16 protein-coding genes are annotated in these 14,401 nt (G+C 66.7%); 14 read left to right on the plus strand and 2 right to left on the minus strand.

Going from position 1 to position 14,401, the window contains the following annotated elements; all coding sequences use genetic code 11:
• Positions 1 to 5: 5 nt before the first annotated feature.
• Positions 6 to 1,052 carry a helix-turn-helix domain-containing protein gene (locus C9992_RS07850; RefSeq protein WP_106815023.1) on the minus strand — a complete coding sequence of 349 codons (1,047 nt, stop codon included), beginning with the start codon at positions 1,050 to 1,052 and terminating at the stop codon, positions 6 to 8.
• A gap of 187 nt (positions 1,053 to 1,239) precedes the next feature.
• Here C9992_RS07850 and C9992_RS07855 point away from each other — a divergent pair, with 187 nt between their 5' ends.
• The 9 genes from C9992_RS07855 to C9992_RS07895 all read left to right on the plus strand — a co-directional run bounded on the left by C9992_RS07855 (position 1,240) and on the right by C9992_RS07895 (position 9,224).
• A complete protein-coding gene (locus C9992_RS07855) occupies positions 1,240 to 2,091 on the plus strand; it encodes a sugar phosphate isomerase/epimerase family protein (protein ID WP_200826255.1) in 852 nt (283 codons plus the stop codon).
• The gene (locus C9992_RS07860; RefSeq protein ID WP_106815024.1) at positions 2,088 to 3,215 is read left to right on the plus strand and encodes a Gfo/Idh/MocA family protein; all 1,128 of its coding nucleotides are present in this window, start codon (positions 2,088 to 2,090) and stop codon (positions 3,213 to 3,215) included. Before C9992_RS07855 ends, C9992_RS07860 begins: the two co-directional genes overlap by 4 nt.
• A complete protein-coding gene (locus C9992_RS07865) occupies positions 3,212 to 4,138 on the plus strand; it encodes a DUF6807 family protein (RefSeq protein WP_160150839.1) in 927 nt (308 codons plus the stop codon). The genes C9992_RS07860 and C9992_RS07865 overlap by 4 nt, the downstream gene beginning before the upstream one ends.
• 33 nt (positions 4,139 to 4,171) lie before the next feature.
• On the plus strand, positions 4,172 to 5,416 hold the full coding sequence (locus C9992_RS07870; protein ID WP_106815026.1) for a sugar ABC transporter substrate-binding protein: 1,245 nt from the start codon (positions 4,172 to 4,174) through the stop codon (positions 5,414 to 5,416).
• Between the two features lie 22 nt (positions 5,417 to 5,438).
• Positions 5,439 to 6,419: a carbohydrate ABC transporter permease gene (locus C9992_RS07875; RefSeq protein ID WP_106815323.1), complete on the plus strand. Its 981-nt coding sequence runs from the start codon at positions 5,439 to 5,441 to the stop codon at positions 6,417 to 6,419.
• Positions 6,420 to 6,424: 5 nt separating this feature from the next.
• Positions 6,425 to 7,243, plus strand: a complete 819-nt coding sequence (locus tag C9992_RS07880; RefSeq protein WP_106815027.1) for a carbohydrate ABC transporter permease — start codon at positions 6,425 to 6,427, stop codon at positions 7,241 to 7,243.
• A 114-nt stretch (positions 7,244 to 7,357) separates the two neighbouring features.
• On the plus strand, positions 7,358 to 8,071 hold the full coding sequence (locus tag C9992_RS07885; protein WP_106815028.1) for a GAF and ANTAR domain-containing protein: 714 nt from the start codon (positions 7,358 to 7,360) through the stop codon (positions 8,069 to 8,071).
• A complete protein-coding gene (locus C9992_RS07890) occupies positions 8,068 to 8,793 on the plus strand; it encodes a GAF and ANTAR domain-containing protein (RefSeq protein WP_106815029.1) in 726 nt (241 codons plus the stop codon). The genes C9992_RS07885 and C9992_RS07890 overlap by 4 nt, the downstream gene beginning before the upstream one ends.
• 95 nt (positions 8,794 to 8,888) lie before the next feature.
• The gene (locus C9992_RS07895; RefSeq protein ID WP_106815030.1) at positions 8,889 to 9,224 is read left to right on the plus strand and encodes a hypothetical protein; all 336 of its coding nucleotides are present in this window, start codon (positions 8,889 to 8,891) and stop codon (positions 9,222 to 9,224) included.
• A 127-nt stretch (positions 9,225 to 9,351) separates the two neighbouring features.
• On the opposite strand, the gene C9992_RS07900 is transcribed toward C9992_RS07895, so the two are convergent.
• Complete coding sequence (locus tag C9992_RS07900; RefSeq protein ID WP_106815031.1) at positions 9,352 to 9,789, minus strand: MarR family winged helix-turn-helix transcriptional regulator; 438 nt, start codon at positions 9,787 to 9,789, stop codon at positions 9,352 to 9,354.
• Positions 9,790 to 9,839: 50 nt separating this feature from the next.
• On the opposite strand from C9992_RS07900, the gene C9992_RS07905 reads away from it, so the two are divergent.
• From C9992_RS07905 to C9992_RS07935, 5 genes are all read left to right on the plus strand, one after another.
• Complete coding sequence (locus C9992_RS07905) at positions 9,840 to 10,364, plus strand: hypothetical protein (protein ID WP_106815032.1); 525 nt, start codon at positions 9,840 to 9,842, stop codon at positions 10,362 to 10,364.
• Positions 10,300 to 10,659, plus strand: coding sequence for a DUF2316 family protein (locus tag C9992_RS18565; protein ID WP_160150840.1), 360 nt, complete (start codon positions 10,300 to 10,302; stop codon positions 10,657 to 10,659). Before C9992_RS07905 ends, C9992_RS18565 begins: the two co-directional genes overlap by 65 nt.
• Positions 10,660 to 10,981: 322 nt before the next feature.
• Positions 10,982 to 11,908 carry a hypothetical protein gene (locus C9992_RS18045; RefSeq protein ID WP_160150841.1) on the plus strand — a complete coding sequence of 309 codons (927 nt, stop codon included), beginning with the start codon at positions 10,982 to 10,984 and terminating at the stop codon, positions 11,906 to 11,908.
• Between the two features lie 477 nt (positions 11,909 to 12,385).
• A complete protein-coding gene (locus C9992_RS07930; protein ID WP_235008111.1) occupies positions 12,386 to 13,216 on the plus strand; it encodes an alpha/beta hydrolase fold domain-containing protein in 831 nt (276 codons plus the stop codon).
• A 222-nt stretch (positions 13,217 to 13,438) separates the two neighbouring features.
• Positions 13,439 to 14,314, plus strand: a complete 876-nt coding sequence (locus C9992_RS07935; protein ID WP_160150842.1) for a LysR family transcriptional regulator — start codon at positions 13,439 to 13,441, stop codon at positions 14,312 to 14,314.
• The last annotated feature ends 87 nt before the right edge of the window (positions 14,315 to 14,401 follow it).

The raw sequence follows: 14,401 nt of genomic DNA on the forward strand, positions 1-14,401 counted from the left end.
CCGTGTCAGACGTCTACGTGCTGCCGGCGCAGTTGGGCAGGCTGCGTGCCGGTCGCGCGGCGGAAGCTCGTGCTGAAGTACTGGCTGGACTGAAAGCCGCACAGCTGCGCGATGTCTGAGACCAGCAAGTCGGTCGTCGTGAGCAGGTGCTTCGCCTGCTCGACTCGGAGGAGGTTGAGGTACTCCAGCGGCGTGAGGTTCACCATCTGCTTGCAGTAGTGGACGAACCGCGTCCTCCCCAGGCCGCACTCCTCGGCCATCCGGTTCACCGACCACGGCTCCTGCGTCCGCTCCTTGAGCCGCTCGAGGAAGAGCCTGACGGTGCGCTCGGTGGACGAGAGATACGGGTCGAGCACCGGCTCGTGCTGCTCCAACAGGTCGCTCAGCTCGATGAAGATCTCGGCAACGCTCGTCGCCAGGCGCGCCATGGGTTGGCTGCGTTCGCCGTGCAGCGTCCGCTCCAGGTTGTCCACCGCGGCGAGCAGGCTCTTACTGGCCCGCCACACCGGCCGCTCGTTGAGGCTCAGCAGTTCTGTGAGCCGCGCGAGATCCGGCGCGGGAATGGGAAGCCATGAAGGCCAGGTCCAATCCTGGTTCGGGCGACGGACGTCGACGTCGAGGATGAACCACGTCAGCCGTGACGACGACACGTTCGGCCGCCCGACGCGATGGAGCTGCCACGGCCGGGTGATGGTGATGTACCCGGCCTTCAGGTCGAAGTCCTCGCGCTCGCAGGAGAACGGAACAGATCCGGCCGACACGCACGTGAACTCGATCCCCTCGTTGCGATGCCAGTCCAGGCCCCAGGGCTGATCGCTCGTGACCTCCCAGGTCCCCACGTTCTTGAGCTGCGGAAGGATGTCGGCCGGCATGGGCTCGCCGGGGTAGGTCCCGCGGCCATATGCCCAGAGTCCGATCTCTCCGCTCTCACCGGCGTCGCGCAACGGCGCGCACGTGTCGGCGACGAAGGTTCCGTAGGGAGAGACGAACTCCGCCGGTCCGGAGGCGCGGACGCCTTCAAGGGTGAGCGTCGCGGGCTTCGCTGCCGACATCCGACCTCCATCGTCGTTCACTGGCCGACTTCGAAACTATGCGGGCGGTCTCGCCCGCCGCAATGCGCACGGGGTTGAAATTTCGTCACTGACGAAATGGGAACGACAAGGACGCGCCATGTCCCTTAGCGTCATCGGCATGCCCGCGGCCAAGGACGGCCGATCTCGACGAAGAGGAGACGCCCCCGTGTCTATCAAAATCGGTTGCTTCGCACTGGTTGACCCGTTCTCGACGCTGGATCATCAGCTGGATCGCATCCGCGACTGGGGTTTCACATACGCCGATGTGACCGATACCGGTGACGGCGCCGTGCTCGGAAACCACTTCGGGTTCACTGCGGTGGCCAGCCTCGACGCGAACCCGTTCGAGATGAAGCGCCTGTTCGAGTCGCGCGGCCTGCAGATCACGTCCTACTGCGCGCACGCCGATCTGCTGGATCCATCGGCGCCCTGGCGCTACGGCACCGGCGAGATCATCAAGGCCGTGCGCGCGGCCGGCGCGATCGGCGTGCCGCACGTCATCACCACCGAGGGTGAGCCGGTCACCGCGTTCGGCCAGGGTCTCAGCCAGAAGGAGGCGATCTTCACGATCGCCGAGAAGCTCCATGAGCCCCTGCAGGTCGCCGAGGACTACGGCGTGACGATCCTCCTCGAACCGCACGGGCCGATCACCGGAACGATCGACGGCACCGCCGCTCTCCTCGAGCGCATCGACTCGCCCGCACTGGGGCTCAACTTCGACACCGGCAACAGCTGGCTGGCCGGCACCGACCCCGTCGAGTACGTGCGCGCCTTCGGCGAGAAGATCCAGCACGTGCACTGGAAGGACCTCGGTGCCGAGTGGGAGGAGCGCCGCGGGGAGATCTACGGGTGCGGCATGGCGACGATCGCGCTGGGCACCGGTGTCATCGACATCGAGGGCTCGTTCCGCGCCCTCGAGCAAGCGGGATTCGACGGGTACTCGACGCTCGAGGTCGGCGGCGACGACGCGGTGCTCGGTTCCGCCGACTACCTCGTGAGCCTGGGCGCCACGCGATGACGGACCCGACGTCGCTCGGCATCGGGCAGGTGGGTCTCGGCTCGATCACCGGCGCCCACCGCGAAGGCTATCGCCTCTACGGGCAGCCCGTTGTCGCCGGGTTCGATCCGAATCCCGAGGCCCGCGCGCGGTTCGCGGCCGAAGAGCCGGCGGCGGCGGTGTACGACACGCTCGACGGTCTCCTGGCCGACCCACGCGTGGGAGTGGTGGATGTCGCCACCCCCCATCACCGCGACACCCGCCTTCCCGTGGTGGAGCAGATCGCCGCAGCGGGAACCCCGATGCTCATCCAGAAGCCCCTCGCCTACAGCTACACCGATGCACTCGAGATGGTGTCGGCGGTCGAGCGCAGCGGCGTCCCCGCCATGGTGAACCAGAACATGTGCTTCGTTCCCGGTTCCCTGCGCCTCATCGACGCCTTGATGAAGGACCGGGTGGTCGGCGAGCCCAGCTTCGCCGAGGTCACCGTCCGGTACGTCTTCGACCTCCCCGACCACCCGTGGTTCGGCAAGGACGACCGCTGGTGGACCGGCGCTCTCACCGTGCACCACTTCGGACTGCTGCAGCTGCTCTTCGGGCCGCCGGAGACCGTCTACGCCGTCACCGGCCGCGACGAATCTCAGCCCGGCGTCACGATCGACGGCTATGGACACCTGCTGCTGCGCTATCCGAACGGCATGAACGTGGCCATCATCTCGACCGGCACCTACTACGGCACCGACAGGGTCCCGCACGGCAACGAGAAGATCTGGGTTCAGGGGCCGGACGGTCTCGTTGATTGGCGGCCGGAAGAGGGGCTGACCCGGTCGCGCCGCACCGACTCCGGGTTCGACGTGAGCCGGGTCGAATGGGACCGCGACCGCCGCTGGTTCCCCGACGCCTTCGGGCTCACGATGGCCCACTTCCGCCAGGCACTCGCGGCGGGCGAAACACCGCTGTGCGCCATCCACGACAACCTGTACGTCTCGGCGCTCATCGAAGCCGCCTATCTGTCGAGCGTCGAGAACCGCGTCGTCCCGCTGGCGGAGATCATGGGCGACCGCTGGAATCCGACGTATGGCACCGGCTGGTCGCACGGCTTCACGAAGTGGGCACCGCCGGCGGTCGTGGGAGTGCAGGCATGACGAGCCTGCGCTGGCAGGAGCGGGGTGACGCCACCGCCGTCATCGTGACGGACGACGGCCGGCACCTCGCCGACTACTCCTGGTCGACGGCGCAGAACCACCCGTTCTTCTCACACGTCCGGCCGCTGCAGCACGACGGCGTCCTCACCAACACGGCGCCGTGGGACCACCGCTGGCATCACGGCTTGTGGTGGTCGTGGAAGTTCATCGACGGCGTCCTCTTCTGGGAGGACCACCCGGACTACGGCAACGGCACCGGTGCGCTCGGGCGATCATGGGTCACCGGCCACGAGGTGACCGTCGGCGACGCCGGCATCCGGATCGACGAGACGCTCGCGTGGCGACCCGACGGCTCCGACCAGGCGCTGCTGACAGAGGTGCGCCGCATCACCGCGCACACCGCTCTCGACGGTGTCGATGCATGGGCGCTCGACTGGGACTCGACGTGGACGGCGAACGCCGCCGTCGAACTGTCGGTCACGCCGTACCCCGAGCACTGGTGGGGCGGCTACGCCGGGCTCAACTACCGCGCCGCGCGGTCGATGAGCGAGGAGGAGCGCATCCTCGCCTCGGGTGGCCGGCTCGGCCGCGAGACGGTTCATTCGCACGAGGGACAGTGGGCCGCACTCCTCGGCAACGTCGACGGTGCCGGGACGGACGAGCCGAATCGGCCGGCGTACGGGGGCGCGGCCATCCTCGTGCATCCGGAAAACGGACCGACGCCGCTGTACGTGTTCTCCGCCGCCGACGAGTTCGGTTTCCTCGCCACCGCGCCGCTCATGCACGGGAGCCGTCAGCTCGCTCGAGGCGAGACGCTGCGCCTCCGGCATCGCGTGGTCGTCCTGGGCCACGACGTCGACCACGAGACCCTCGATCGCCTCTCCCGCGCCTACGGCGGGAAAGAACACCTCCCACCCACCTGAACGCCCACCACCCGAAACCAGAAAGGTACGTCAATGTCGACACAGCCGAGAAGAAGGGCCGCGGCTCTCGCCCTGGCCGCCGTCCCGTTCCTCGTCCTCACCGCCTGCACGGGCGGAGGATCCGGGTCGGATGCGACCGCGGGCGAGGACGAGGAACTGACGCTCACCGCACTGGACTACTACACCGATGAGCCGAGCCACACGAACATGGGCGATCGCCTCAACGCCTGCGCCGCCGAGGTGAACGCGACGGTCGAACACCAGAGCGTGCCGTCCAACCAGTACAACTCGAAGGTTCTGCAGCAGATCTCCAGCCGCAGCCTTCCCGACATCCTCATGGTGAACAACCCGGATCTGCCCCAGTTCGCCGAGACGGGCGCGCTCCGCCCGCTCACCGAGCTCGACATCGACACGAGCGCCTACTACGAGTCCGTGCTGAACGTCGGCAAGTTCGACGACGAGCTGTACGGCCTCGCACCGAACGTCAACAGCCTCGTCCTCTTCTACAACACCACCATCCTCGAAGAGGCCGGCATCGAGCCGCCGACGACGTGGGAGGAACTCCGTTCCGCGGCCGAAGCACTCACCACTCCCGAACGCTACGGGTTCGTCTACTCCGGGCAAGCCGGTACCGAGGGCACCTGGACCTTCATCCCGTTCCTGTGGTCGAACGGCGGCTCCCAGCTCGAGCTGGACGCCCCGGAAGCCGTGGAGGCGCTGGACTTCTACACCAAGCTGGCGCTCGACGGGTTCGTGTCGACGTCCGTCGTCAACTGGACGCAGGCCGATGCCAAGGACCAGTTCGCCGCGGGGAACGCCGCGATGATGATCAACGGCCCCTGGCAGATCCCGAGCCTGAACGACACCGAGGGCCTGGAGTGGGCGAGCGTGCCGATCCCGGTACCCGAAGCGGGGATGGATGTCGTCGCTCCGCTCGGTGGCGAGCTCTGGACCGTCCCGGTGACAGACCCGGAGCGTGAGCGGCGGGCGGCGCACATCGTGGAGTGCCTCAACAGCCCCGAGACCCAGTTGGAGACGGCGCTGACGAACAACACCGTGCCGAGCAACCGTGAGGTCGCCCGGCAGCTCATCGAGGAGATGCCCGAGATGCAATCCATCGTCGAGACGGTGTCGACCGCCTACCCGCTGACCGGCGACTCGGGAACCAAGTGGCCCATCGTCAACGAGGCGATCTCGGTCGCCCTCCAGTCGGTCATCACCGGACAGGCAGACCCGCAGACGGCCATGGAGACCGCTCAGGCGGCGGTGAGCAAGTAACTCCTCCGCTATGGGTCACGACATGCTGACAACCGACAGCACGAGCGCTCCCCGTCGCGTCGCCGACGCGGCGGGGGGCGCCCGCCCGCCCGGCGCTGCGACGCGCCGCACCCTCTCGCACCGCTCGCGCATGCGCCTGGTCACGTGGGCGTTCGTGCTCCCCGCCGCCATCTACGTCCTGGTCTTCTTCGGCTATCCGATCGTGAGCAACATCACGATGAGCTTCCAGGACTTCACCACGGCGACCTTCTACACCGGCGATGCGCCGTGGGTCGGCTTCGCCAACTACATCGAGGTCACGACATCCGCCCTCTTCGGTCGCTTGACGTGGAACACCGCGGTCTTCACGATCACCTCGCTCACCGTGACCTTCCTGATCGGACTCGGGCTCGCGCTCTTCTTCAACCGCTACTTCCCCTTGAGTGGTGTCCTGCGCGCTCTCATCCTGCTCCCCTGGCTGCTGCCGCTCATCATCTCGTCGGCCGTCTGGCGCCGCATGATGGATGAGGAGAGCGGCATCATCAACCAGGTGCTCCGCGGGCTCGGGCTGAACGGAGTTCCGTGGCTGACGAGCCCTGACATCGCTCTCTTCTCCATAATCATCGTCAACATCTGGGTCGGGATCCCCTTCGTCATGGTGATCCTCTACGGCGGTCTGCAGGAGATCCCCAAGGACTTCTATGAGGCTGCCTCGCTCGACGGTGCGACCGGATGGCGCGCGTTCGCGCACATCACCTGGCCGCTGCTGCGCCCCGTCGTCGTGGTCGTGCTGATGCTCGGCTTCATCTACACGATCCGGGTGCTCGACATCATCCTCGCCCTCACCGGCGGCGGCCCCGCGAACGCCACCGAGACCTACGCCTCCGAGGCGTATCAGCTTTCGTTCGTGAACTTCCAGTTCGGCCAGGGTGCCGCGCTCTCGAACATCCTCATCGTCGTCTCGCTCATCGTCGCGGTGCTGCAGCTGCGGGCGAACAAGCGCGCGAGCGACCTGGCGGGATAGGACCCATGACTCGCACACTCTCGTCGTACACACGCACCGTCTTCGGCGTCTTCATCGTCGGCCTGCTGCTGTTCCCCGTCTACTGGATGCTGAACACCTCGCTTCAGGGCAACGAGAACCTGCTGCAGACCGAGTGGTTCCCCTTCCACCTGAGTCTGGAGGGATACCAGCGTGCGATCGAATCGCAGCTCGGCAACCTCGGCACGAGCCTCGTCGTCTCGATCGGCGCGGTGGTCGTCTGCCTTGCGGTGTCGGCGCCCGCCGCATACGGCCTGTCGCGGAACAACGTCAGCGTGAGGGTCGTAGCGATCGGCATCGTCATCCTGCTCATCACGCAGATGATCCCGGGCATCGTCATCGCGAACGGGCTATTCCCGCTCTACAACAACCTCGGACTCGTCAACACGATCCCGGGGCTGATTCTCGCCGACGCTTCGCACGGCATCCCCTTCTGCATCCTGCTCATCCGCGCGTTCATGCAGAACATCCCGCAGTCTCTCCTCGAGGCCGCGCGCATCGACGGTGCCGGCGAGATGCGTCTCTTCCTCTCGATCGTGCTGCCGCTCAGCCGGAACGCACTCGTGACGGCGGCGGTGTTCGCGTTCCTCTTCGCCTGGAGCGACTTCCTCTTCGCCCTCACGCTGACGAACGGCTCGACGGTCACGCCCATCACGCTGAGCATGTACATCTTCGTCGGCGCGCACACGCAGAGTTGGGCGGCACTGATGGCGACCGCGGTGCTCGCCAGCATCCCGGCTGCTGCACTGCTCGTCGTCGCCCAGCGGTACATCGCAGCGGGGGTGACGGGCGGGGCGGTCAAATAGAGGGGGTCGCATCTGAACGCACCGGCACTCGGACGCGGTCGGGCACCGCGTGCGCCGCGACGCACTAGCATTCATTGCATACACGGGTGCGGGTGCAGCACGCGAGGAGGCCCCATGGATGATGCTTTCGCGACAGCGATGGCCGTCCTGGAACGGGCAGGCGCTGCACCGGAGCGCTACAGCGCACCGTTCTTGACGGTGTTCCCCGTCGACGGCGCGTCGGTCTCGACGCTCGGTGATGTGCTGGGCACGGAGATCGTTTCGACGACCGGTCCTGAGGCCCGCCGGCTGGACGAGCTTCAGTTCGACCTCGGCGAGGGTCCCTGCTGGGATGCGGTGCGACTGGGCGAACCGATCGCTGAGGCGGATCTCGCCGGTGGCGGGCGCCGTCGGTGGCCGGCGTTCGCGGCCGCGGCCGCGCAGAAGGTGCCGGCGGCCTCCATCTACGCATTCCCGGTCGCGGTCGGATCACTCCGGTTCGGTGCCGTGGACCTCTACGCCAAGACCCGGCTGACGCTCTCCCCGCGCCAGACCCGTCAGGCCAGCGCGATGGCCGGAGTCATCGGCCGCCACCTGTTGCGAGACGCCGTGGATCGCGGCAATGACGCCGATTCCGCCGAGACGACGAGTCGCTCGTCCCGGCGGGTCGTTCATCAAGCTACCGGAATGGTGCTCGCCCAGCTCGAGATCACCGCTGAGGAGGCGCTGCTGGTCATTCAGGGGCACGCCTTCGCCGTCGGCGAGCCGGTCACGGCCATCGCTTCGGAAATCCTCGAGCGCCGACTTCGATTCCGCAAGGTCAACGGTGAGATCGAGGCGGTCGAATGAACGAGACGAGCTTCGACTCGCGACTGCTGAACACCCTCACCATCCTTGCCGACACCCTTGTCGATGACTACGACGTCGTCGAACTGCTGCAGACCCTCGTCGATGCGTGTCGCGACATCCTCGACATCACAGCGGCCGGCATCCTGCTGGCAGACGAAGCCGGCGAACTGGAACTCGTCGCGTCGACGAGCGAAGCCAGCCGCCTCGTCGAGGTCATGCAGCTCGCCGCGCAAGCCGGCCCGTGCATCGAGTGCTTCCGCACAGGCGCCCCCGTCACCGTCCCGTCGCTGCTGTCAAGTTCGGAATGGGGCGCGTTCCGTGAGGAGGCACTGGCGCAGGGGTTCTCATCGATTCACGCGCTTCCCCTGCGGCTGCGGGAGCGGACCATCGGGACTCTGAACCTGATGGATGCCAGGGAGGGCCCCCTGCCGGAGCGCTCTGTGGTCGCCGCCCGCGCCTTCGCAGACGTCGCCACCATCGGCATCCTGCACGAGCGCTCGCTGCGTGAATCCGAAGTACTGGCCCAACAGCTGCAGCTGGCTCTCGGCAGTCGCGTCGTCATCGAACAGGCGAAGGGCGTCGTGTCGTTCACCGCCGACATCCCGATCGAGGACGCGTTCGACCTCATCCGCAGTTACGCCCGCCGCCACCAGCTGCCGCTGAGCCAGGTCGCCGCCAGCATCGTTCGCAGAGAACTGCGCCTGGACGGCGAGAGCCGTTGACAGCACCTGTTTGCAACGCCCAGCCGACTTCCTAGACTGAAATCGACCGCCCCAGACCCCGGCGCTCGTTAGGACGTTACGCACGGGACTCTGAGATGAAGCTGATCACCACCGCCCTCGGTTCGTATCTCACGGGCGATGACATCGCTGACGCTGTGCAGGAGTACAGTCACGCGCTCGCCCGCGATCAGGCCACGGACCTCGTTGACATCCCCGTCATCACTGACCACACCACCGCACGTCTGCGCTTCACGGTGGGTTGGCTCGTGCAGCTGCACACCCTGGATGCGGCAACCGACCACCCCGAGCTGATCGATCCCGCCACCACGCAGGCCCTCCGCGCGCGGACGGCGATGCGGCTCGAAGGAGACTCAGGCACCGCACGATTCATCGACCCCTGGGACACCGACTTCCTGGACCAGGATCGGTAGTCGCCTACAGGGCTTCCTCGGAGGCCGGCCGGCTGCCGGGCGACGCTCCGCTCGGCGTGACACCGAGAGCGCCGCGGAACGTCGCGATGCCCCGCGATGCCTGCCGGGTACCCCCGTTTGCCTGACGCTACGAGTCTTGTCCTCGCAGCAGCGCGGAGAGCGCGTTCGCGAGGGCTGCCCGCTCGGTGGGGGCGATGCGGTCGGCGAGGTGGCGGCGTGTTGCCGCTTCCAGCGCGGGAGTGAGTGCCTCCAGTGCGTCGCGCCCCTGCGGGAGCAGATGCACGACGACCGCGCGATCGTCACGCGCCCGGGTGATGAGTTCGCGCGTCTCCATGCGGGTCAGGAGATGGGACAGTCGTGTGCGATCCCACCCAAGCGCCGCAGCCACCTCACTCTGACGCGCCCCGCCGCCAGCCTCCCGGAGGGCGATGAGCACACTGAGCTCCGACTCGGAGAGGTCGGAATGTGCCGTGACATGTGCGACGACGGCCGCGCGCACATGCTCGAACGCGCGCTTCCAGAGCAGCCATAGCGCGACCGGGTCATCGGAGCTGGGTGTTGACATGTCAACGCCACCTTCCTTAGTGTTGACAACTCAACACGAAAGGATAGTTGATGCTCACGTCGAACCGTGTCTATCTCAATCTTCGCTGGTCGGCCATCCTCCCGCTGCTGCTGTTCACCCCGGCGGTGGTCGCCTTCTTCGTCGCTCCGGATGTCTGGTGGGGCGAGTACCTCGGCATCTTCTTCCACCTGGCGATCCTGTTCCTCGTCTCACGCCTCGATGCAGCGCAGTGGTCACGCGCTTGCGGCTACGCCTGGGTCGCCCTGGATGTACTGGCAGGGGTGCTGATGATCAACGGCATCGACTACGAGATAGCGTGGACAGTTCGCCTGGGTGCGCACGTGATGGCCGGTGTGTGGATCGTCTCGAGTTCGCTGGTCGCGCGCTCGTGGGTCATCAGAACCATCGGCGTCGTCACCGGGCTATGGCTCGCGGGGTACTCGTTGGTGGCTCCACAGTTGGGTGAAGAGTTCCTCCGCCCCGCCGGGATTCTCATCCTGGTCTGGTTCGGTGCGATCGCTGCGACTGCGAACACGCGCCGCCCACAGCCGCTCGCCGCGATGCAGGAGGCGTGATGTCACTGGATGCCGCGCGGCTGCAGCGCGTCCGCGACGAATTCCTGTCCGCGCTCGGAGCGTCCGGGTCAGGACGGAGGACCTCGCCCAGAATCTCGGATGGGATCACGACAGGCTCGAACGAACCCTCGCCGCGGACCCCGGCTCGAACCCCGTGGATCTGTGGACGGTGCGCGATCACCTCCACGTCTCTCTCAAGCGATCCGGCATGTCTTCGCCCTTCACGGTGCTGTCCTCCACCAACCGCCTTCGCGCCCGCCGCTGGTTCGGGCTGCCACCCATGCCCCGCCGGTGACAGCACCTCTCCGCGGCGGGGCAGGTCGACCTCATGCTGAGCTCCGTCCTCCCTCAAGGGGCGGGTGTGCATGGCCGGGCCGGGTTGCTAGTGGCCACCGGAACGGTCAGTTGCGCGGGCAGGTCTATGGGCCTCCTGGACGGGAGCCCGGGCCGGAGGGCCCTCAACGACCCACGTCCGAACGCTCAGGCACCGGGATCCGCGCATGGCTGAGGAATCTCGGTCACCGCAACCCTTAGCTCCCTCGGTCACTTTCGTCAGCCGGGTTTTGCGGCGCTGAACACCCCTGGCCGCGAGCCTCACGCAGGGGGACAATTAGGGCGTGGATGCCCCGCGGGGGTCGGTCGAATTCGAACAGGCGGACGAATTGGAACGCCTGCGGCGACGCGCCTACGGACCGGATGCCGACATCGCGGGGGATGCAGCGGCTCAGGCTCGGCTCTCCGAACTGGAGGCCGCTCGACGACGACAGCATCCTCTTGATGGCGGTGCCAGCACAGCCGTCGCCGTTCCGATGCCTGGCGACGTCCCAACCTCCACAAAGACTGCCGATTGGTCACGTTCGGCACCCCTGCGATTCCGGGAGCCCATTGACGGAGCATTCGACGACCACACGGGTGCCGAAACGTCGCTCATCGAGCAAGAGTCCGAAACCGCATCGGTCACCGGATCAGACGCGATTGGCCGGAGGCCGCTACCGTGGTGGCGCCGACGGCGCTCGTTGATCGTCGTCGGCACCATCGGAGCCCTCGCCTTGAACATGGCCGTCACCGCTGTGACGTGGCAGCTGCTTGCCGATCAGTTCACCCCCGTCCCTGCCGAGACGGCGACCGATGAGAGCCCGTTCCCGTCCGGGCAGAGGAATGAGGACTACGCGCCTGCACCGGACTTTGTGCTCGCGGTGAGGTCGGACGGGGTCGCCGCCGACCAGCCGGATGACCCGGGCGGCAAGCTCGATGCGCTGGGGATCAGCCCCGGTGAGTTGAAGCGCTATGAGGACTTTCGCGGCCCCGAGGTATGGAGCATCAACGTCTGGAGCGGAGAGTCTCGCTACGGTATGAGCTGCCTGCTCGTCGCTGTCGCCAATCAGCCGATCAGCGACGGGGGGCGCGCCGCCGAGGGGTGTTCGTTGAAGGGCCAGGACACCATCGCGGACATAACCGGCACCACTCGCACCAGATCGGTGCTCAAAGGCGACCACGTCGACGTTTACGTGTACGAGCACGGTACCGACCCGAACGGGTCGTGAGGCTAGCAACCATCGAGAAGGTCGTGAGTCGATCTGATGAGCGCACCAACGGTGCGGTGCAGCATCGTCATCCGGACCTTAGATTCCGGTTTGCTCCTTGACAGACCGGAATACCTCTTTAGAGTTTGATTGAAACGATTCATGAGAGGAGATCCCTACTCGCCACTGGTTCCAGCAGAAGGTGCGCCCGGAGCTACTGGACGAGTACCTCGCGCGGCACTCCCCGTCTGACCGGAGATGCTTCCCGAGATCGCCGCTGCCGGGCGCCGCAACTACTCGCTATCCTCGGCGAGGGTGGCGCGCTCTTCGGCTATTACGAGACCGACGACGAGGCCGCGCAGGCCTACCTCGCCGCATCCGAGGTGGCCGGCCGCTGGGAGGCAGGCCGGCTGGGGTGCATGACCGGATAGCACCGACCGCTTCGTCCGGACACCCGAACAGAGCCGGCGGCCGAATCCCCCATCTGCAAAGGACACCATGATCACTACGCCTTTCACCGCAGCCGACGGGCTCGCGCGCGTCTATCCAGCCGACCACTCCGACGGCACGGGACTCGTGTGGGCGCACGGCGGCGCGTTCGCCTTCGGCGACATCGACATGCCCGAATCCGACTGGGTGGCCCGCGAGCTCGCCGCCCGAGGCACGACTGTGATCTCGGTCGACTACCGGCTCGCGCCTGTGCCCGCAGACTTCCGCGGTGACATGCCCGCGCGCGACGGCGCACACTACCCCGCGGGCTCCGACGACATGCTCACAGGTTGGCGCTGGGCCAGGTCGCACGCCGACGAGCTCGGCATTCGACCTGATCGTCTTGCGATCGGCGGAACCAGCGCCGGCGGCAATCTCGCCGCCGGCGCTGTGCTGAGGCTAGGACCCGACGAGCTCCCCGCACTCGTGGTTCTCGCCTACCCGACGCTCCTGGCCGTCCAGCCCGAACCCGACGCCGAGCTGCGAGCCAAGCTCGACGCCGACCCCGAGGCCGACCTCTTCCCGCGGGACGCCGTCCTCTGGATGTACGAGAACTACCTAGGCGGTCCCGTCGACGATGCTCCGATCGCGGCAATCCCCGGGCTTGCCACGACATCCGATCTCGCGACGTTCCCGCCGACCCTGATGGTCAACGGCGACGTCGACGAGCTGCGCGTCTCCGGCGAGCACTTCGCGGCTTCCCTGGCCGCCGCCGGTCGCGAGATCGACGTGGTCTTCGAACCCGACACCCGCCACGGTCACCTCAACCGACCGGAAGAAGAGGCCGCGATGCGCACGATCGAGCGCATCGCTGCCCGGCTCAAGACACTCACCCCCTGACTCGAGGAACCACCATGACTGACCCACTGCCGTCGCCCTCATGGAGCGGTCGAACCGCGTGGGTGCCGACCCAAAGAACACGACCTACGAGTGCCCGCGGACCACACCCACTCGGCCTACATCTCATGCGGCACGTGCGGGCTGATCGGCCTGTAGCTCGCTCAGGTGTGGACTACCATTACCACGCACCAGCCTGAGGCGTCGCTCTGTCGAGGAGACCGCGTGGACATTCGCGAGTTGAAGTACGCAGTGAGTCTTGCTGAGGAACTGCATTTCGGTCGAGCCGCGCGCCGGCACTTCATATCGGAGCAGCCTTTCGGGAAGAGAATCCGCACCCTCGAGAAAGCGCTCGGAGTCCAACTGTTCGAACGCACCAGTCGCCGAGTCGCGCTTACACCCGCGGGGACGATCGTGATCGCTGAAGCGAGACGCCTGCTCGCTTCAGCTGACAGGATCGCCGCCCTCGCCGCTCAGTCACCGGATGTCTCTTCACGGCTTACGCTCGGCGTTCTCGGTTTTGGAGCGGCAGACATGTGGCCTCGAATCCAAGAGGTGTTCTCGGCCGAGGACCCGCATACCCGCCTGGACTACGTAGACCTCGACTATTCGACGCAGCACAGCTCAGTACGCGACGGACTCGTCGACGTTGCTATCTGTCAGTTCCTTGGCGACTCGGAGGGGCTTCAGTTCGACGTGCTCTTCGAGTCTCCTCGGATGGTTATGGCACCGTCATCCTCTCCACTCGCTGCGCTCGACCGATTCGATTTGCGCTTCGCTGACGCGGAGGATTGGGTTGGCGTCACTTCGAGTCAGGAGGCGATGCGCTACTGGCTTGGTTCGATCTCGACACAGCTTCGCGGCGCTCCCACTGTTGAGCGACCTGCCGCGCTTCCAGCAGCGGTCGCCACGACCGGGCGCCTCGCCGTGTACTGCGCCACAGCCGCCGTGCTGTACCCGTTCCCTGGAGTTTCGTACATTCCGGTCGAGGGTGCGCCGTTGGAGGTTGCTCTTGTAACGCGTACAGGCGATGACCGCCCCGCTGTGCAGGCTCTGCGTCGAGCGGCTCGCGTCACTGCTCGCACCGAACATCATTCGTGACCCGGACGGCCACTGGCGACGGATCACTTCCGGCTCCTGGAGGCGAAGACCCGCAGATCGGGCCGCGCCCGACACGCGGACGGCGGC

This window comes from Microbacterium timonense, from assembly GCF_900292075.1.
GTDB classification, from domain to species: domain Bacteria; phylum Actinomycetota; class Actinomycetes; order Actinomycetales; family Microbacteriaceae; genus Microbacterium; species Microbacterium timonense.